Source organism: Aeromonas sp. Y318-1 (assembly GCF_027706125.1).
GTDB lineage: Bacteria > Pseudomonadota > Gammaproteobacteria > Enterobacterales > Aeromonadaceae > Aeromonas > Aeromonas hydrophila.
This window is the reverse complement of the sequence record NZ_JAPDCM010000001.1, coordinates 142,584-159,739: the sequence shown is the minus strand read 5'-3', so window position 1 is coordinate 159,739 and position 17,156 is coordinate 142,584. Positions and strand designations below refer to the sequence as shown.

The window sequence follows — 17,156 nt, the reverse complement described above, 5'->3', positions numbered from 1 at the left end:
GGAATGAAATGATGAAAAAGCTCAATACCCTGCTCGCTGCCGCCATCATGTCCGTGCTGGGCACCGCCCAGGCCGCCGATCACACTCTGGCCATGGTGGTCTCCACCCTCAACAACCCCTTCTTCGTCACCATGAAGGAAGGGGCCGAAGCCAAGGCCAAGGAGCTTGGCTACGAGCTGGTGGTGCTGGACTCCCAGAATGACCCGGCCAAGGAGCTCTCCAACATGGAAGATCTCACCGTGCGCAAGGTCAACGCCATCCTGATCAACCCGACCGATTCCGAAGCGGTGGGCAACGCCATCCGGCTGGCCAACAAAGCCAACATCCCGGTGCTGACCCTGGACCGCGGCGCGGCGCAGGGTGACGTCAAGGCCCACATCGCCTCCGACAACGTGGCAGGTGGCAAACTGGCCGGCGATTTCATCACCCAGAAGCTGGGTGCCGGTGCCAAGGTGATCCAGCTGGAAGGGATCGCCGGTACCTCCGCCGCTCGTGACCGCGGCGAAGGCTTTGCCCTGGCCGTGGCCGCCAACAAACTGGAAGTGCTGGCCTCCCAGCCCGCCGACTTTGACCGCACCAAGGGTCTGAACGTCATGGAGAACCTGCTGGCCGCTCACCCGAGCGTGCAGGCGGTGTTCGCCCAGAACGACGAGATGGCGCTGGGTGCCATCCGCGCCGTGCAGGCCGCCGGCAAAGAGGTGATGATCGTAGGCTTCGACGGCACCGACGATGGCAAGGCCGCCGTGGCCAAGGGTAAACTGGCCGCCACCGTGGCCCAGCAGCCCGCCCTGATTGGTGCCATCGGCGTGGAAACCGCCGACAAGGTGCTCAAGGGGCAGCCGGTAGAAAAATCCATCCCGGTTCCACTGCAAGTGGTCAGCAAGTAAGTTGACGGGGGGAGGCTCGCCTCCCCCTTTTTTCTCAAGGTTTAGGGTGCCTCCCGGCCTGGATCCGGCTTTCGTGTCCATGCCAAGATGCATCAGGAGTACTCAACATGAATCGTCTCGTCGTTCTGGGCAGTGTCAATGCAGACCACGTGCTGCGCGTTCCCCACTTTCCTCGCCCGGGTGAAACCCTGACAGGCCACAGCTATCAAGTGGTGCCCGGTGGCAAGGGCGCCAACCAGGCGGTGGCCGCCGCTCGGTTAGGCGCTGAAGTCTCCTTTATCGCCCGCATCGGCGATGACGCCATCGGTCACCAGATGAAGACCGGCTTTGCCAAAGACGGCATCGACGTGAGCGCCGTCGAGCTCGACCCCAAGCTCCCGACCGGCATCGCCATCATCTATGTGAGCGATGAGGGGGAGAACAGCATCGGCATCTCCGCCGAAGCCAACGGCGCCCTCACCCCGGCCGTGGTGAAAGGCCATGAAGCAATGATCGCCGCCGCCCATACCCTGCTGCTGCAGCTGGAAGTGCCGCTGGAGAGCGTGCTGGAAGCCGCCCGCCTGGCCCGTGCCCATGGTACCCGGGTGGTGCTCAACCCCGCCCCCGCTCGCCCGCTCTCAAACGAACTGCTGGCACTGGTCGACCTCATCACCCCCAACCAGACCGAGGCCGAGCTGCTGACCGGCGTCAAGGTCACCGACGAGGCGAGCGCACGCGAGGCGGCTGCCAGCTTCCACCAGATGGGCATCGGGGAGGTGATGATCACCTTGGGGTCGCAAGGAGTCTATTGCAGCAAGGGGCAGCAACAAGCGCTCATTCCGGGTTTTCGAGTGAAAGCAGTAGACACCACGGCGGCCGGCGATACCTTCAACGGCGCCCTGCTGGCGGCCGAGCTCGCCGGTGCCGACTTTGACGCTGCCGTGCGCTTTGCCCACGGCGCCGCCGCGCTCTCCGTCACCCGGTTTGGTGCCCAAAGCTCCATCCCGAGCAAGCAGGAGGTCGACGCCTTCCTGCTTGAGCAGACTGCGCAGGGGCACTGATGGCCAATATCAAGGAGGTGGCGGCGCTGGCGGGGGTGTCGACCACCACCGTTTCCCACGTCATCAACGAGACCCGTTTCGTCGCCGAGGAGACCCGCGAGCGGGTCTTCAGCGCCATGCGCGATCTCAACTATGCCCCGAGCCTGGTGGCCCGCAGCCTCAAGGTGAAGGAGACCAACAGTATCGGCATGCTGGTCACCACCTCCAGCAACCCCTTCTTCGCCGAGGTGGTGCGCGGGGTGGAGCGCTACTGCTTCGAGCAGGGCTACAACCTGATGCTGGGCAACACCGAGGGCCAGGCCGAGACGGCGCTCTCCTACCTCAAGATGATGCTGCGCAAGCGGGTCGACGGCCTGCTCATCATGTGCAGCGAGGGGCAGCAGGAGGTGTTCAACCAGCTCGACTGGCTCAAGAGCCTGCCGGTGGTGGTGATGGACTGGGGGATGGAGAGTGCCGACGTGGATCTCATCGCCGACAACTCCCATCGCGGCGGTTACCTGGCGACTCGCCACCTGCTGGGGCTGGGTCACACCGCCATCGGCTGCATCACAGGCCCCCACAGCCGCGCCCCCGCCAACCAGCGTCAGGCAGGCTTCGAGCAGGCGATGCAGGAGGCCGGGCTCACCGTCAACCCAGAGTGGGTTCAGGAGGGTGACTTCGACTGCGCCAGCGGTCATCAGGCGATGACCCGCCTGCTGGCGCTGCCCGAGCGCCCCACCGCCCTCTTTGTCTGCAACGACATGATGGCGATGGGGGCCATCAGCGCCGCTCATCAGGCTGGGCTGGTGATCCCGCGCGATCTCTCCATCATCGGATACGACAATGTGGCGCTGGCCGAATTCATGTCGCCGCCGCTCACCACCGTCAATCAGCCGAAAGAGGAGCTGGGCCGCCTTGCCGTCACCCGGCTGCTGGCGCGCATCAATGGCGAGGCGGTGGCGGATCATCTGATCACCGTCGACCCTGACCTGGTGATCAGGGATTCCTGCTCCCCCCGCCCCTGACATTCACGGGCATTAAACGCAGCAAGGCGACCCTGGGGTCGCCTTGCTGCGTTTTGTCTCTGGCCGGTTCAATACCGCTCTTTGTGCTCAGGCCAGCTGCCTTGCCTCACCGCCCGCCAGCACCTGCAGTTGCAGTTGCACCAGCCCCAGTCGCCGGGCCAGCGGCTGCAACAGCTCGCTGTGCTCCGCGTCATCTGGCAGCCAGTAGCGGACAGGCCAGCCGGCCGCCAGCTGGGCCGGGGTGGCGCTGCCAATGTCTCTGAGCGCCAGGGCGCAACCCTGCTGCCGCAACCCCGCCAGCAAGGCTGCATCCGGCAACAGCGCCGGCACCAGCAGCACCCGCGGCGTGCGGGATGCAGCCGGCAGATAGGCCACGACATGGGCCAGCTGGGCCTGGTTGTCGAGCGGGAGCAACAACGCCCGCCCATCGACATGCTGCGCCTCGTGCGCTTGCAGCAGCCGGGCCAGCACGGGCCCCAGCACGCCGCACTCCTGCAGCCAGCGCATCTGGCAGGGCGCCCCCTGCTCACGCCAGTAGAGCGTCATTTGCCACAGGTCGTTGCCCTGCCCGTCCGTCAGCCCCTGCAACGCCACTCGCAGCGGTGCAGGCTCACGCCCGGCCAGCCAGTCGCGCAGCTGATGAAGCTGATGCTGGCTCAACTGCAGTTGCTGCAGCATGGCAGGTTCGAACCAGCAGATGTCCCCCTCCTGGCTGCGTTTGGCCTGATTGAGGGCCAGGATGGCCTGATCCAGCAGCCGGCCGGCATCTTGCTGCTGCGCCTTGGCCACCCCGAGCCGACAGGCCAGATCGAAGCTGCACTCCCGGGTCACGAACTCGAAATGGAGCAGGCTCACCAGCTCATGAATGCGGGTTTCCAGCACGCCATCCGCGCGGGTCAACACCACCGCGAACTCGTCGCCACCGAGCCGGTAGGCGTGGCCACCGTGGGCCTGCTGCAGCTTGTCGGCCACCGTCTGCAACAGCCGATCACCGACCTGATAACCGAGCAGATCATTGACCTGTTTGAAGCGCTTGAGATCGAGCACCACCAGGGCGCTCGCCTCGCCAGCATGCAGGGCGCGGGAGAGCTGCTCCTGCAGGGCACGGCGGTTGCCAAGCCGGGTCAGGGGATCGAGCAGGGCGAGCCGGCGATTCGCTAGGTTGGCGCGAATGAGGGCGGCCACCAGGGCGCCGCCGGTCAGCAGCAGGATCAGTTGCCAGATCTGCAGCCAGAACAGGCTGCTGCGGATCTGGCTGACCGAACGCTCCCGCTCCTGGCCGGAGAGGATCTGATCCCCAATCTGCTCGATGAGGCGGGTCTGGCTGGCGATCGCCTCTTGCAAGCGAGCAAGCTCGGCCCCCTCGCGCAGCGCACCGGCCTCCATCTGGGGCTCGAGCTGCTTGATCTGCTCGAACAGTCCGGCCAGCGCCTTGCCAAGCCCGTGCCGCTGACGCGCCTCGGCGGTTTCGCTGCTGATGAGGAAGATATCGAGCCGGTTCCACAGCAGATCGTAATCAAGGCTCAGGGTCTCCATCGTCAGCCGGCCGGCCCGGTAGAGCTGCAGATCGTAGAGGAAACGCTGGGATTCGAGCATCACCTGGCTGATGTTCCAGTGGATATTGCGGTAGAAGGTATCGACCAGCTGCTCCTGGCGATGCTGCAGATAGAGGCTGCTGCCCGAGGAGAGCAGAAACAGCAGCGACACCGCAACCAACAGCAGTTTGTGGCGGGATAGCCCCATCAATCGACGATCTCGATGCGGGTCACCTGCCACACCATGCAATTGTGGATGGCGGGCACGTCCAGCTTGGGATAGGTGGTGAACGGAATGAGCAGCCAGAGCGGGCCCTTGTTGCGCCGGGTCAGCGGCTTGCCGTCCTCCTGGCGCACCAGGGTCAGCGGCACGCCGTCGAACAGGGCCAGATCCACCACCTGCTGATAGCCGTTGAGGGCCGAGACGGCGATCTTGCGGGCATCCAGGATCCCTTGCGCCGCCAGCACGGCTGCCAGGGTCGGCCCGCGATAGTGGTGGGCGCCCTGGGTCCAGGGGGTGGTGGTAGTGAATTCGGTCTGCGGCAGGGCGGACAGGGCCGCCTCATCGAGGGCCACTTGCTGGCCACTTGGCAGCACCAGGGTCATCAGGGGGATCGAGGCCGATGCGCCGGCACTGGCCAGCATCAGGAGGAAAAAAGCGATCCATTGCTTTACTGCGGTCATGGTAATTTGCGCCAACTGCGTCCCATTTTTTGTGGCTGCCAGTGTGGCGATTTCACCGGTTCATTGCAACTGTCCAGTCACACAATAGCTCAGGGACCGCGCATCTCCATCCAGTTGTGGCCCTCGATCTGCGCCGGCTGGTGCACGCCGCAGCTTTGCAGCAGCTCATCCACGTAGGCCGGCACCAGCAACGAGGCCGGACCGTAGCGCTTCTCGTCAAACTGGCTGCCCACTTCGCTCGGTTCGAGATTGAGCTCGATGGTATGGGCCCCGTTCAATCCCGCCTCGTGCACGAAACCGGCCGCCGGATAGACGGCGCCCGAGGTGCCAATGGAGATGAACAGATCGCACTGGGCCAGCGCGCTGTAGATGCGATCCAGCCCGAGCGGCATCTCGCCGAACCAGACCACGTGCGGGCGCAGCGGCTGGGGAAACTGGCAGCAGGTGCACAGCTCCTCCTGCTGCAGATCGCCGCGCCATTCGATCACCTGGCCCGAGCCCGGGCAGCGCGCCTTGAGCAGCTCCCCGTGCATGTGAATGAGGTTCTTGCTGCCGGCACTCTCGTGCAGGTTGTCGATGTTCTGGGTCACCAGGGTGACGCAGCCCGGCAGCAGGCGCTCGAGCCGGGCCAGCGCATAGTGGGCCGGATTGGGGTGGATGTGGGGTTGCTGCAGCTGGTAGCGGCGGGAGTTGTAAAAGCCCTGCACCAGGGCGGGATCCCGTGCGTAGCCCTCCGGCGTCGCCACGTCTTCGACCCTGTGCTCTTCCCACAGACCGTCACAGGCGCGAAAGGTCTTGATGCCCGACTCGGCCGAGATCCCGGCACCGGTAAGAATGACGATGTGTTTCGCTGACTGCACCATGACTGACTCCCTCTGACGACCTCTCTGGCTGACCTTAGCACAGGGTGAAAAACCGGCCTATTCGCCCTTGGTCTTATGACGCGGTTACAGGGTGTCGAGCACGCTCAGATCGAGTCGCACGAACACCAGCTCCCGCCCCGTCACCAGGGTGAGCGGCAAGCCCAGCCCGCGCAGCAGCGCCAGCATGGGGCGATTCTGGGGCAACACCTCCGCCGTCCACTCGCGAATGCCTTCGGCGCGCGCCAGCAGGGCCAGCGCCAGCAGGATGCGCCGTCCCGCGCCCCGGTGCTGGAAGTGATCGGCGACGATGCAGGAGAACTCGGCCCGATCCGGGTGCAGCCGCCGCCGGATGGACTGGGCCTGGGCCAACGGTCGCCCCTGACCGTCGGTCAGCAGCAGCCCAATCTGCTGCTCTTTGGGGTAATCGAGGAAGAAGGCGAGCTGCTCGTCACTCGGGATCTGCTTGGCGCGCATGAAACGCAGGTAGACGCTCTGTTCGCTGAGCTCGCCATAGGCGGCCCTGATCCGCTCGGGATCGGCACCCGCCAGCTCCTGCAAACGGCAGGGAATGCCCCCCACCTCCATCATCAGTGGCAGGGCAGCCCGTGAATGAGGATGCAACCAGCCGGCCAAGGCGCGTCGCAGCCGGGCCTCGTCCGGTGGCCAGCAGAGGTAGCGGGCCATTGTCTACCAGCGCCCCGCCACGCCCTGATCGCGCCACAGATTGCTGTCCAACAGGTTGAAGGGATCGTCCAGATAGAGGGCGATCCCGAGCTCCCTGGCCCGGTTGATGAAGCGCCCCAGCAGGGAGTCCGGGGTCATGGCTTCCAGCCCGGGCAGCAGACTCTGTCCCAGCAGCAGGTGCTGTAGCGGCATCCGCTCCAGCAAGTCGAACGGAATGTGCTGATCGTTGTCCAGCAGCAGTGCCAGCTTGGCCCCCGCCAGACTGGCCTGCAACACCAGGGCAAAACGCTCCGCCTGGCTCAGCAGGTGGTCGCGCCGGTGGATGAGCAGGGTGAGCTCGCCGGGCTCCCGGCCCTGCTGGACCAGCCACTCGCGCACCCGCTCCCAGCGCGGCGGCAAGCCGGTCACTGCCAGCCAGATGGGCAAGGGTGACGGGGGATCGGACAAGAGCCCGAGCAGCCCTTTCTCTTCCCCCTGCCAGGTGCGGATGGTGCGGCGCAGGCCGCTCAAGCGGCGCTGACGCTGCGGCCCCAGATAGAGCGTCTTGAGCAGCCGCAGCAGATCGTCGGCCAGCAGCGGCTTGGCCAGGGCGGCCAGCACGTTGAAACCGGCGTCGTGCAGCAGGCGGCGGGCGCCGTCGATCAGGGTCTGATCGTGGGCGGAGAGCAGCACGATGGGCAAGCCACTGTGCTGGTATTGGGGCTGGCTCATCAGCAGGCTGATGGCATCCTGCTCCACCAGACTGAGATCGCTCACCAGCAGCTTCACCTCGCCGCCGGCCAGCGCCTTGATGCAGGCGTTGCCATCCTGCACCCACTGGCAAGGCACCCCCAGCCCCTTGATCTCCTGCTGGATGTGGGCCCCCTGAAACGGGTGATCCTCCAGCAGCAGCACTTGGGTCTGGGCCAGCCACTCCTGCCACGCCAGGTAGCGGCCATTGACCCCCGCCAGCCAGTCGTCGGTGAGGCGATAGACACCCTCGGCCTGCGCCGTCAGCTGTGGCAAATAGTCAGCCCCCACATGGGAGTCGGGATCGAACAGGGCGATGGCACCGGCGGCAAACAGCCCTTCCCACTGCCAGCAGGCATCGGGGCGGGTACGGCGCAAGGTGGCGAACTCGGGCAGCTCGACGGCTTTTGCCGTCCGATAGGCGACCCCGTCCAGGGCGTAGATGGTCACGGGGTGGAACAGGCGCTCGTCCGTCTCTTCCGAGTTCAGCAACGCCAGTAACTCTTCATCTGTGATGATCATGTCAGAGCCTCTCACGTAGTCGCCGGCACACCTCATCCAGAGCTTGCCGCAGCGGGGGTAGCAGGGGTTGCCGTGGATCCCGTTTCCACTGCTCGATCACCTGAACAAGCGGGGTGGCTCCCACCATTTTGGCGGCCCCCTTCATCTTGTGTAAAGCGGCTTCAAGCGCCATCTCGTCCCCTTGTGTGACGCAGCGCTCAATGTCGGCCAGATCCTGCCCGGTCGCATCCAGATAGAGCGGGATAAGCTCTGGCGCCAGCAGCGACACCTCTCGCGCTGCCCAGACCTCCCCTTCTGCCGATACGTCGCTTTGAGGGGGCGGCTCGGGTGCCGGTGCCTGGTCCGGCTCGCCCAGGCTGCGCAGCAGATTGGCCAGGTCTTTGAGCAGCAGCGGTTTGTCCAGATGCCCGCGACAACCACAGCTGGCCAGCTGCGCCGCCGCCTGCTCGCTGAGATCGGCGGTGATGACATAGGTGGGCAGATGCTGCCAGCGCGGCGAGTCACGCAGCTGGCGGCAGAGCTCGGCCCCGTCCATCACCGGCATCTGCAGGTCGGTCAACACCAGATCGACCGTCTCATGCTGCAGGATGTCGAGCGCCAGCTGGCCGTTGGCCGCGCTGATCACCCGGGCCCCCAGCTGGGTCAGCTGCATGCTGATCAGCACCCGGTTCACCTCGTGATCTTCGACCAGCAGCACCCGCATCCCCTGCCCCGGCAGCGTGATCATGCCCTGACTAGAGGGCACTAGCCTTGGCTGCATCAGGCTGACCACCGAGCCCGGCACCCAGGGTTCCCCCTGCCAGTCCCAGTAGCGCAGCCCCTGCTCATCCAGCCGGACGCTCAATACCGGGCCGGCCGGATCGTCCTGCAAATCCAGTTCACCCAGCCAGGGCAGCAGATAGTCCCGCTCCGCCCCGCCAAGTTGTACATGCACACTGGCCACCCTTGGCCGCCAGCGCGGCATCTCCTGCAGCAGCACCAGTGGCAGCGCACAGAGGAAACGGCTGCCGCCGGTCGGTCGCGGCTCGACCCGGATCTCGCCCCCCATCTGCTCCATCAACTGGCGACAGATGGCAAGTCCGAGCCCGGTGCCCTGGGCCCGCGGCTGACCCGCCTCCCCGCCCTGCTCAAAGGGCAGGAACAGCCGCGGCAGCAGCTCGGCACTGATACCGGGTCCCTCGTCGTCCACTCCGCACAACAGCTGGGAGCCAGCGCGGCGGGCCCACAGCACCACCTCGCCACGGGAGCTGAACTTGATGGCATTGGCCAGCAGGTTGTGCAGCACCTGCTGCACCCGGTGCGGATCCAGCTCCACCTGGGCGGGCAGTCGATGATCGAGATCCAGCCGCAGTTGCAACCGCTTGGAGCGGGCCTTGGACCAGTGCACGGCCGCCACGTGCTCGCACAAATCCACCAGATCTGTGGGTTGCAGCGAGAGCGCCAGCTGCCGGTTCTCGTTGCGGCTGAAGTCCAGCACGTCGTTGAGCAGGCCCAGCAGCTCGTCCCCCGCCTGGCGGACGTGGGCCAGTGCCGAGCGCTGCTCGGCATTGAGGGAGGTGTGGCTGAGCCACTCCAGCAACCCCAGAATGGCGTTCATGGGGGTGCGAATTTCGTGGCTCACCGCCGCGAGGAAACGCCCCTTGGCCAGCACCGCCTGCTCGGCCCGCTCGTGGGAGGCCTGCAGCGCCTGCTCCTGCTCGACCCGGGTCGTGACATCCTGCACCACCCCGTACACCCGCCAACCCTGTTCGGACTGGCTACGCCCCCGGCCGTAGAACTGCAGCCAGCGGGTGCCCTTGCCCGGATGCTCATAGCGCAGCGCGTAGGAAAAAGGCTGACCGGCCTGCAGCATCTCCAGCATGGGGATCTGCATCTTGCGCCTGTCCTGCTGATCCAGCCGGCCCAGCGCCTGACCGGGATTGCGGCGGATCTGCTGGCTGGCCAGCCCCAGCAGCTCGTAGCTGCCACGGCTGATGAACTCTACCTGGGCGATGCCTTCTCGCTGCAGCAGGAACTGGATCACCACTCCGGGCACCGTATTGGTCAATGCCCGCAGGCGGCGCTCGGCCTGGCGCAGCAAGCGGGTGCGCTCGCGCAGGGCGCTGATGTTGGAGAGCGCGATGAGATCCCCCGCCGGCGACTGCTTGCCAAGCTGAAGCGGGATCTGGGCATAGGAGTAGACCTGATCGCCCAAGGCCATCTCCCCCTCGCCCCCCTGCAACTGGGCCTGCGGCAGGTGCAGCTCGGCCAGGTAGCGCGCCTCTAGCCGCTTGGCCTGCTTGTTGCGCTTGATGATCTCGCCCTGGTTGTCCCGCAGAAACACCGGCACCGGCAGCGCCTGGAACAGCGACTCCCTGAACTGGCTCTCCAGCGCCAGGGTCTGCTCCATCTCCTGACGCTGGCTCACTTCCCGGGCCAACTGCTGGCGGGAGCGCCAGATCAGCCAGATGACGCCGGCACTGATCAACAGCGCCAGCGACACCGACCCCAGCCAGATCCCGTAGCTGACGCCGGCTTGCTGGGTCAGCACCAGCCGGCGCCAACGCTGATTGAGATCGTCATTCTGCCTGCTGGTGAAGGCCATCAGGCTCTGCTCCATCACCCCGGCGAGTCGCGGGCTGTGATGGCTGATGGCAAACCCCAGCCCGAAGCGTTGAGGTAGCTCCCTGATATCCAGTCCGTCCAGCTGGTTGTTGCGAAGCGGGTATTGCAGCTGGTAGAGCTCGGCCAGCATGGCGTCGGCCTCACCGCTTTGCACCGCCGCAAGCCCTTGCGCCAGGGTGTCGCTTTTGCGCCAATGATGTTCGCCATCCAGCCGGGCCAACATCCCTTCGTCATAGAGGGTGGCGGGCACCACGATGTCGCCCTTCACCGCCGCCAGCGTGTCGAACGACTTCGCCTTGCGACTGACCAGGGCATAGCGATTGAGCGCCATGATGCGGGTGAAGTCGAAGGCATTGGTCAGCGCCGGCGTCTCCAGCAGGCCGGCCATCATATCTGCCTCACCGCTGCGCAGCTTGGCCAACGCCTCTTCCTTGCTGGCGGTCGGGATCACGTGGAAGTTGAGCCCGGTCTGCTGGCTCACCTGCCGCAGTACGTCGGCGCTCCACCCCTTGAGTTCTCCCTGCTCGTCGAGACCGCTGTAGGGCATGAAATCCGGGTTGACGACCAGCTTGATGGCACGGGAGGTACCGACCAGCCAGGCCTGCTCCTTGTCGGTGAAGTGCAGCGGGTTGATGTCCTGCTCCCCCTGTGCCAGATAACGGTCCAGATCCTTGTAGAGGGCGCCGGGCGGCAGATAGCGGATGGCGGTATCGATGAGCTCGCGCAGTTCCGGCTGGTCGCGCATCATCAGCCGGTAGCTCACCACCAGTTCATCGCTGCGCAGCCGGCGCAGCCGCAGCCCCTGATCCGGATATTCGCGCATCAGGTAGCGCAGTTGCAGATAGTCACCGAGGTAGGCGGTCCCCTTTCCCGCCGCCAGCGCCGCATACCAGTTGTCCGCCTCGGTCAGGGGCAACTGGGTTGAACGGGGATAGAGCGCCTTGAGCACCTCGTTCGCCTGCCAGATAGGAGACACCAGGAAGGTCGCCCGCTCCAGATCGCCGCGATATAGGATGGCGGATTCGGCCTCCAGCATGGCACGACTCAGTGCCATGCCCGGCAGGGCCTGCAATGAAGGGCCGACATTGGGAATGAGATCGCAGCGCCCCTCCAGCAAGCCGCGCTGCACCGCCGACCAGTTGGGCAGCTTCTCATGCAGGAGCGGAAAAGGGAGCTGCTCTGCCAACCGCTCCATCTGATCGATCAGCAAGCCTCCCGACTCCTCGAGATAAGGCGGCCGGATCAGCGCCGGATAACAAATGGTCAGCGACTTGGTGGCATCGGCATACGCCTTGGCCGCCGGGGAGAGGGGGAGATCCATCGCCTGCAGTGGCGTAGCCAGCAGCAGGCCTAACAATAAGCTGGTTTTTCTCATGAAAAAGTAAAAGCCAGGCGGCTGCCTGGCTTTTTGTCACTCGTTGGGCTCAACATTTTCGACCCTGGCCTTGAGCTTCTGACCAGGGCGGAAGGTGACCACCCGCCGGGCGCTGATAGGAATATCTTCGCCGGTTTTCGGGTTACGTCCAGGACGCTGGTTCTTCTCACGAAGATCAAAGTTACCGAAGCCTGAAATCTTGACTTGTTCACCACGCTCAAGCGCTTGTCTGATCTCTTCAAAGAAGGCTTCCACCATATCTTTGGCTTCACGCTTGCTCATCCCGAGCTGGGTGAACAGGTGCTCTGCAATGTCGGCTTTGGTAAGCGCCATAGATCAATCCCTCAAGGATGCATTCAACTCTTCACCAAGGGCCCGCACGACATTGTCTACGGTCTCGGCAATCTCTTTCTCCTCCAGAGTGCGCTGGGTGTCTTGCAGAACAAGACTGATGGCCAGGCTCTTCTTGTCCTCTGCCATGCCAGCACCCTGGTATACGTCAAACAAGTTTATTCCAACTACCTGATTTCCGCCAACTTTTTTAATTACTGCGAGGACATCACCGGCCAGGACCTGACGATCAACCACCACGGCGATGTCACGACGGTTGGCAGGGAACTTGGAAACCTCGGCAGCAACCGGCACCTTGGCCGGGGTCAGCTTGTCCAGCTCCAGCTCGAACATGACGGCGCGGCTCTTCAGACCCAGCTTCTTCTCGAGGCTCGGATGGATCACGCCGATGTGGCCGATCACCAAGCCATTGCGCAGGATGGCCGCGCTCTGGCCCGGGTGCAGGGCACTGTGCTCGGCACGCTCGAAGGTGAAGGTGGCCCCTTCGGCGGTCAGATCCAGCACCGCTTCCAGATCCCCTTTCAAATCAAAGAAGTCGGCAGCGCGGCTCTTGATGTCCCAGTGCTCGTCGCTCTGGTTGCCGGTGATGATGCCGGCCAGCATGGGCTCCTGACGGATGCCGTTCTCGGCATTCTCGTCCTTGATGAAGCGCAGGCCCTGTTCGAACAGGCGCACCCGCGGCTGCTGACGGTTCTGGTTGTAAACCACGGCCTGCACCAGACCCGGGAACAGAGAGACGCGCATGGCGGACATCTCGACCGAGATCGGGTTGGGCAGCACGATAGCATCGCTCTGCGGGAACAGGGTCTGCTGAGCCTTGGGATCGACGAAGCTGTAGGTGATCGCTTCCTGGAAGCCACGATCAACCAGCAGGTCGCGCACGCGCTTCAAGGTCACCTGCCCTTCTGCCTGCTCCACCATCGCCAGAGAGGCGGCGGGTTTGAGGTTCGGGATGTTGTTGTAGCCGTAGATACGGGCCACTTCCTCGATGAGGTCTTCCTCGATGGCGATATCGAAACGCCAGGAGGGTGCCAGCGCGGTCCAGCCGTCGGCTTCAACGGTTACCTGCATGCCAAGACGAGTCAGGATCTCGACCACCTGAGCGTCAGCCACGCTGATACCGATCACCTTGTCGAGCTTGGCGCGACGCAGCTTGATGGGAGCAGCCTTGGGCAGATGAGCATCGGATTTGACCTCTACAACCGGACCTGCTTCACCGCCGCAGATGTCCAGCAGCAGACGGGTGGCTCTGTCCATCACCTTGGCCTGCAGCTGCGGATCCACCCCGCGCTCGAAGCGGTGGGAAGAGTCGGTGTGCAGACCGTAGGCGCGGGCACGGCCGGTGATGGAGAGCGGCGCGAAGAAGGCGCACTCCAGCAAGATGTCGGTAGTGGTCTCGGAGACACCGGTGCGATCGCCACCGAAGATGCCGGCCATACAGGCAGGGCCCTGGGCGTCTGCGATAACGAGCGTGGTCTCTTTGAGCTTCACTTCGTTGCCATCGAGCAGGGTCATCGGCTCGTCGCTACGAGCGCGGCGCACCACCAGTTCCCCTTCAAGCGTCGCCAGATCGAAGGCGTGCATCGGCTGACCGTATTCCAGCAGCAGGTAGTTGGTGATATCGACGATGGCGTCGATGGAACGAATGCCGCCACGGCGCAGCTTCTCCTGCATCCAGAGCGGGCTCTGGGCGTGCAGATTCAGCCCCTTGATGACACGGCCCAGATAACGGGGGCAATCGGCCGGCGCTTCAACCCGGATCGGGAAGGTGGCATCGATAGTGGCAACTGCAGGCGTCCAGGTCGGCTCGACCACGTCCACGCTATTGAGCACACCGATTTCACGGGCCAGACCCGCGATGCCGAGGCAATCAGCACGGTTCGGGGTCAGATCCACGTCGATGCTGACGTCGTTGAGTGCGAGGTATTCGCGGATATCGGTACCGATGGGTGCATCAAGCGGCAGCTCGATGATGCCATCAGCTTCGACGTCGATACCCAGCTCGCTGAAGGAGCAAAGCATGCCGTGAGACGGCTGGCCGCGCAGCTTGGCTTTCTTGATGGTGAAATCACCCGGCAGGGTCGCCCCTACTTTGGCTACGCACACTTTAAGGCCGGCGCGGCAGTTCGGCGCGCCGCAGACGATGTCCAGCAGCTCGGCCTCGCCCACGTTGACCTTGGTCACCCGCAGCTTGTCGGCGTCCGGATGCTGGGCGCACTCGACCACTTCACCCACCACCACGTTGTTGAACTGGCCGGCCACCGCTTCCACGGCGTCCACTTCCAGACCGGCCATGGTGATCTGCTCGGCCAGTGCATTGTCACTCAACTCGGTGCGGACCCACTCCATCACCCAGGATTTACTGAATTTCATGTTCTCTCGCCCTTACTTGAACTGCTTGAGGAAGCGCAGGTCGTTTTCGAAGAAGGCACGCAGGTCGTTGACCCCGTAACGCAGCATGGTCAGGCGTTCAACGCCCATGCCGAAGGCAAAGCCGGAGTATTTTTCCGGATCGATGCCGACCGAACGCAGCACGTTCGGGTGCACCATGCCGCAGCCCAGCACTTCCAACCACTTGCCGTTCTTGCCCATCACATCCACTTCAGCGCTCGGCTCGGTGAACGGGAAGTAGGAAGGACGGAAGCGAATGGTCAGATCTTCCTCGAAGTAGTTGCGCAGGAAGTCGTGCAGAATGCCCTTCAGCTCGGTGAAGCTAGCATGCTCGTCGACCAGCAGGCCTTCGACCTGGTGGAACATCGGGGTGTGGGTCATGTCGTAGTCGTTACGATAGACGCGGCCCGGCGCGATGATGCGGATCGGCGGCTGCTGATGTTCCATGGTGCGGATCTGCACACCGGAGGTGTGAGTACGCAGCATCAGATCAGGATTGAAGTAGAAGGTATCGTGATCGGTACGCGCCGGGTGGTGAGCCGGGATATTCAGCGCATCGAAGTTGTGGAAGCCATCTTCAATCTCGGGGCCACGGGCAACCTTGAAGCCCATCTCGCCAAACAGGCGCTCGATGCGCTCGATGGTGCGGGTCACTGGGTGCAGACCGCCATTCTCGATGCGGCGGCCCGGCAGGCTGACGTCGATGGTCTCGGCGGCCAGCTTCTGGTTCAGCACGGCGACTTCGAGGGCTTCACGACGCTCATTCAGGGCATCCTGAACCTGCTGTTTGGCCTGGTTGATCACGGCGCCCGCGGCGGGACGCTCTTCAGCGGACAGGGCGCCCAGGCCCTTCATCTGCTCGGTAAAAAAGCCCTTTTTACCCAGATATTTGACCCGGATTTCGTCAAGGGCGGCGATGTCGCTTACGCCCTCAATTTCGGCCCTGGCTTGGCCGACTACTTCTTCAAGCTGTTGCATGTCTTCCTCGTCACCACTCCCGGTACAGGAGCCTTTAGGCTAAATAAGGTCAAGAGGGGAATAATACAAAAAAAGCCCCTTCACTGACCATAGTTAAGGTGCCCTTTTCTCCCTAGAAATCATTTTGTTATCAAGTAGGGCTTCGAGCCGGACCGGCTTCTTCTTCGTGATTGGCTACACAATTTTAGTTTGATGGCATATGTAGCCATATGCCTAGCTATCATGATGGTCGAGTCATCACTACCTGCAGACGGTAAATGACAGACAACAAAAAAGGAGGCCTGAGCCTCCTTTTAGCATTTATAACAGAACCGGATTAGACCAGAGCTGCTTTGGCCTTTTCAACCAGGGCGGTGAAAGCCAGCTTGTCGTGAACGGCGATATCGGACAGGATCTTGCGATCGATCTCGATGGAAGCCTTCTTCAGACCGTTGATCAGACGGCTGTAGGACAGACCGTTCTGACGGGCTGCTGCGTTGATACGAGCAATCCACAGTTGACGGAACTGACGCTTTTTCTGGCGACGGTCACGGTAGGCATACTGACCAGCTTTGGTTACCGCTTGTACCGCTACGCGGTAGACACGGGAACGGGCGCCGTAGTAACCCTTGGCGGCTTTCATTACTTTCTTGTGACGAGCGCGAGCGGTCACACCACGTTTAACTCTTGGCATTTTTCACATCCCCCCTTATGCGTACGGCAGACAAGCGACAACACGTTTGTGGTCGGCAGCGGAAACAAAGAACTTCGGTCCCAGCTGACGCTTACGCTTACTGCTCTTCTTGGTCAGGATGTGACGCAGGTGGTTGTGCTTGCACTTGAAGCGACCTGAGCCAGTCTTCTTGAAGCGCTTTGCGGCGCCCCGGTTGGTTTTCATCTTCGGCATTTCATACTCCGCATTGTGAGTGACAACAAAATCGCAAGGCGAACCGACTCATGGGGCTGGCCCCATGAGTCAATTTCTTGTGGGCCTTAAGATTTCTTCTTAGGTGCGAGGACCATCACAGCTTGACGGCCTTCGACTTTCGGGAACGATTCGACTACGGCCAGCTCTTCCAGATCGTTCTTGACGCGCTCCAGAACCTTGATACCAAGTTCCTGGTGGGCCATTTCACGACCACGGAAGCGCAGGGTGACCTTTGCCTTGTCCCCGTCTTCCAGAAAGCGAACCAGGTTGCGTAGTTTTACCTGATAGTCGCCTTCGTCGGTGCCAGGACGGAATTTGATTTCCTTGACCTGGACGACTTTCTGCTTTTTCTTCTGTTCTTTGGTGGTCTTGCTCTTTTCGTAGAGGAATTTGCCGTAATCCATGATCCGGCAAACGGGCGGCTCAGCGTTCGGACTGATCTCGACCAGATCCACTCCGGCCTCAAGGGCCAAGTTCAAGGCATCCTGGATGGAGGTGATGCCAATGGCTTCACCATCCAGACCAGTCAGACGAACTTCTTTCAGACGGATCTCTTCGTTGATCCGGTGAGCGCGGGCTTGCGGTTGCTTACCCAGTTTTTT

The 17,156-nt window shown here is 63.1% G+C and carries 15 protein-coding genes; 3 read left to right on the top strand and 12 right to left on the bottom strand.

All coding sequences use genetic code 11. The features are described from left to right. Positions 1-11: 11 nt before the first annotated feature. From rbsB to OKB87_RS00685, 3 genes are all read left to right on the top strand, one after another. Entirely contained in the window at positions 12-887 is an 876-nt protein-coding gene (gene rbsB / locus OKB87_RS00695; protein WP_010634030.1) for a ribose ABC transporter substrate-binding protein RbsB, read from the top strand. 107 nt (positions 888-994) lie between these two features. Then, positions 995-1,927, top strand: coding sequence for a ribokinase (gene rbsK / locus OKB87_RS00690; RefSeq protein WP_270826133.1), 933 nt, complete (start codon positions 995-997; stop codon positions 1,925-1,927). After that, positions 1,927-2,931, top strand: a complete 1,005-nt coding sequence (locus OKB87_RS00685; RefSeq protein ID WP_270826132.1) for a substrate-binding domain-containing protein — start codon at positions 1,927-1,929, stop codon at positions 2,929-2,931. Before rbsK ends, OKB87_RS00685 begins: the two co-directional genes overlap by 1 nt. Positions 2,932-3,018: 87 nt before the next feature. Here the strand turns inward: OKB87_RS00685 and OKB87_RS00680 are convergent, their stop codons facing one another. The 12 genes from OKB87_RS00680 to infC all read right to left on the bottom strand — a co-directional run bounded on the left by OKB87_RS00680 (position 3,019) and on the right by infC (position 17,150). Continuing rightward, on the bottom strand, positions 3,019-4,674 hold the full coding sequence (locus OKB87_RS00680; protein WP_270826131.1) for a GGDEF domain-containing protein: 1,656 nt from the start codon (positions 4,672-4,674) through the stop codon (positions 3,019-3,021). Then, on the bottom strand, positions 4,674-5,150 hold the full coding sequence (locus OKB87_RS00675; RefSeq protein WP_270826130.1) for a hypothetical protein: 477 nt from the start codon (positions 5,148-5,150) through the stop codon (positions 4,674-4,676). Before OKB87_RS00675 ends, OKB87_RS00680 begins: the two co-directional genes overlap by 1 nt. An 89-nt stretch (positions 5,151-5,239) precedes the next feature. Then, positions 5,240-6,013, bottom strand: coding sequence for a Sir2 family NAD+-dependent deacetylase (gene cobB / locus OKB87_RS00670; RefSeq protein ID WP_270826129.1), 774 nt, complete (start codon positions 6,011-6,013; stop codon positions 5,240-5,242). An 84-nt stretch (positions 6,014-6,097) separates the two neighbouring features. After that, positions 6,098-6,697 carry a GNAT family N-acetyltransferase gene (locus tag OKB87_RS00665; RefSeq protein WP_017410122.1) on the bottom strand — a complete coding sequence of 200 codons (600 nt, stop codon included), beginning with the start codon at positions 6,695-6,697 and terminating at the stop codon, positions 6,098-6,100. Positions 6,698-6,700: 3 nt separating this feature from the next. Further along, positions 6,701-7,948 (bottom strand): response regulator, encoded by a 1,248-nt coding sequence (locus OKB87_RS00660; protein ID WP_011706164.1) that lies wholly within the window; start codon positions 7,946-7,948, stop codon positions 6,701-6,703. A 1-nt stretch (position 7,949) separates the two neighbouring features. Further along, positions 7,950-11,909, bottom strand: coding sequence for an ATP-binding protein (locus tag OKB87_RS00655; protein WP_270826361.1), 3,960 nt, complete (start codon positions 11,907-11,909; stop codon positions 7,950-7,952). 54 nt (positions 11,910-11,963) lie between these two features. Further along, positions 11,964-12,260 (bottom strand): integration host factor subunit alpha, encoded by a 297-nt coding sequence (ihfA, locus tag OKB87_RS00650; protein ID WP_005300715.1) that lies wholly within the window; start codon positions 12,258-12,260, stop codon positions 11,964-11,966. Between the two features lie 3 nt (positions 12,261-12,263). Beyond that, the gene (gene pheT, locus OKB87_RS00645) at positions 12,264-14,651 is read right to left on the bottom strand and encodes a phenylalanine--tRNA ligase subunit beta (RefSeq protein WP_270826128.1); all 2,388 of its coding nucleotides are present in this window, start codon (positions 14,649-14,651) and stop codon (positions 12,264-12,266) included. A 12-nt stretch (positions 14,652-14,663) separates the two neighbouring features. Next, on the bottom strand, positions 14,664-15,647 hold the full coding sequence (gene pheS / locus OKB87_RS00640) for a phenylalanine--tRNA ligase subunit alpha (protein ID WP_016350663.1): 984 nt from the start codon (positions 15,645-15,647) through the stop codon (positions 14,664-14,666). A 316-nt stretch (positions 15,648-15,963) separates the two neighbouring features. Next, a complete protein-coding gene (gene rplT, locus OKB87_RS00635) occupies positions 15,964-16,320 on the bottom strand; it encodes a 50S ribosomal protein L20 (RefSeq protein ID WP_005300683.1) in 357 nt (118 codons plus the stop codon). Positions 16,321-16,335: 15 nt separating this feature from the next. Further along, on the bottom strand, positions 16,336-16,533 hold the full coding sequence (rpmI, locus tag OKB87_RS00630; protein ID WP_005300673.1) for a 50S ribosomal protein L35: 198 nt from the start codon (positions 16,531-16,533) through the stop codon (positions 16,336-16,338). Between the two features lie 86 nt (positions 16,534-16,619). Next, a complete protein-coding gene (gene infC, locus OKB87_RS00625; protein ID WP_208021905.1) occupies positions 16,620-17,150 on the bottom strand; it encodes a translation initiation factor IF-3 in 531 nt (176 codons plus the stop codon). Positions 17,151-17,156: the final 6 nt, after the last annotated feature.

What these genes read in the sequence shown, in the direction of transcription:
- OKB87_RS00680 (WP_270826131.1), bottom strand. Translation starts at nt 4,674, where the DNA reads ATGGGGCTATCCCGCCACAAACTGCTGTTGGTTGCGGTGTCGCTGCTG.
- OKB87_RS00685 (WP_270826132.1), top strand. Translation starts at nt 1,927, where the DNA reads ATGGCCAATATCAAGGAGGTGGCGGCGCTGGCGGGGGTGTCGACCACC.
- rbsB (WP_010634030.1), top strand. Translation starts at nt 12, where the DNA reads ATGAAAAAGCTCAATACCCTGCTCGCTGCCGCCATCATGTCCGTGCTG.
- rbsK (WP_270826133.1), top strand. Translation starts at nt 995, where the DNA reads ATGAATCGTCTCGTCGTTCTGGGCAGTGTCAATGCAGACCACGTGCTG.
- rplT (WP_005300683.1), bottom strand. Translation starts at nt 16,320, where the DNA reads ATGCCAAGAGTTAAACGTGGTGTGACCGCTCGCGCTCGTCACAAGAAA.
- pheS (WP_016350663.1), bottom strand. Translation starts at nt 15,647, where the DNA reads ATGCAACAGCTTGAAGAAGTAGTCGGCCAAGCCAGGGCCGAAATTGAG.
- OKB87_RS00660 (WP_011706164.1), bottom strand. Translation starts at nt 7,948, where the DNA reads ATGATCATCACAGATGAAGAGTTACTGGCGTTGCTGAACTCGGAAGAG.
- cobB (WP_270826129.1), bottom strand. Translation starts at nt 6,013, where the DNA reads ATGGTGCAGTCAGCGAAACACATCGTCATTCTTACCGGTGCCGGGATC.
- OKB87_RS00675 (WP_270826130.1), bottom strand. Translation starts at nt 5,150, where the DNA reads ATGACCGCAGTAAAGCAATGGATCGCTTTTTTCCTCCTGATGCTGGCC.
- rpmI (WP_005300673.1), bottom strand. Translation starts at nt 16,533, where the DNA reads ATGCCGAAGATGAAAACCAACCGGGGCGCCGCAAAGCGCTTCAAGAAG.
- ihfA (WP_005300715.1), bottom strand. Translation starts at nt 12,260, where the DNA reads ATGGCGCTTACCAAAGCCGACATTGCAGAGCACCTGTTCACCCAGCTC.
- OKB87_RS00665 (WP_017410122.1), bottom strand. Translation starts at nt 6,697, where the DNA reads ATGGCCCGCTACCTCTGCTGGCCACCGGACGAGGCCCGGCTGCGACGC.
- pheT (WP_270826128.1), bottom strand. Translation starts at nt 14,651, where the DNA reads ATGAAATTCAGTAAATCCTGGGTGATGGAGTGGGTCCGCACCGAGTTG.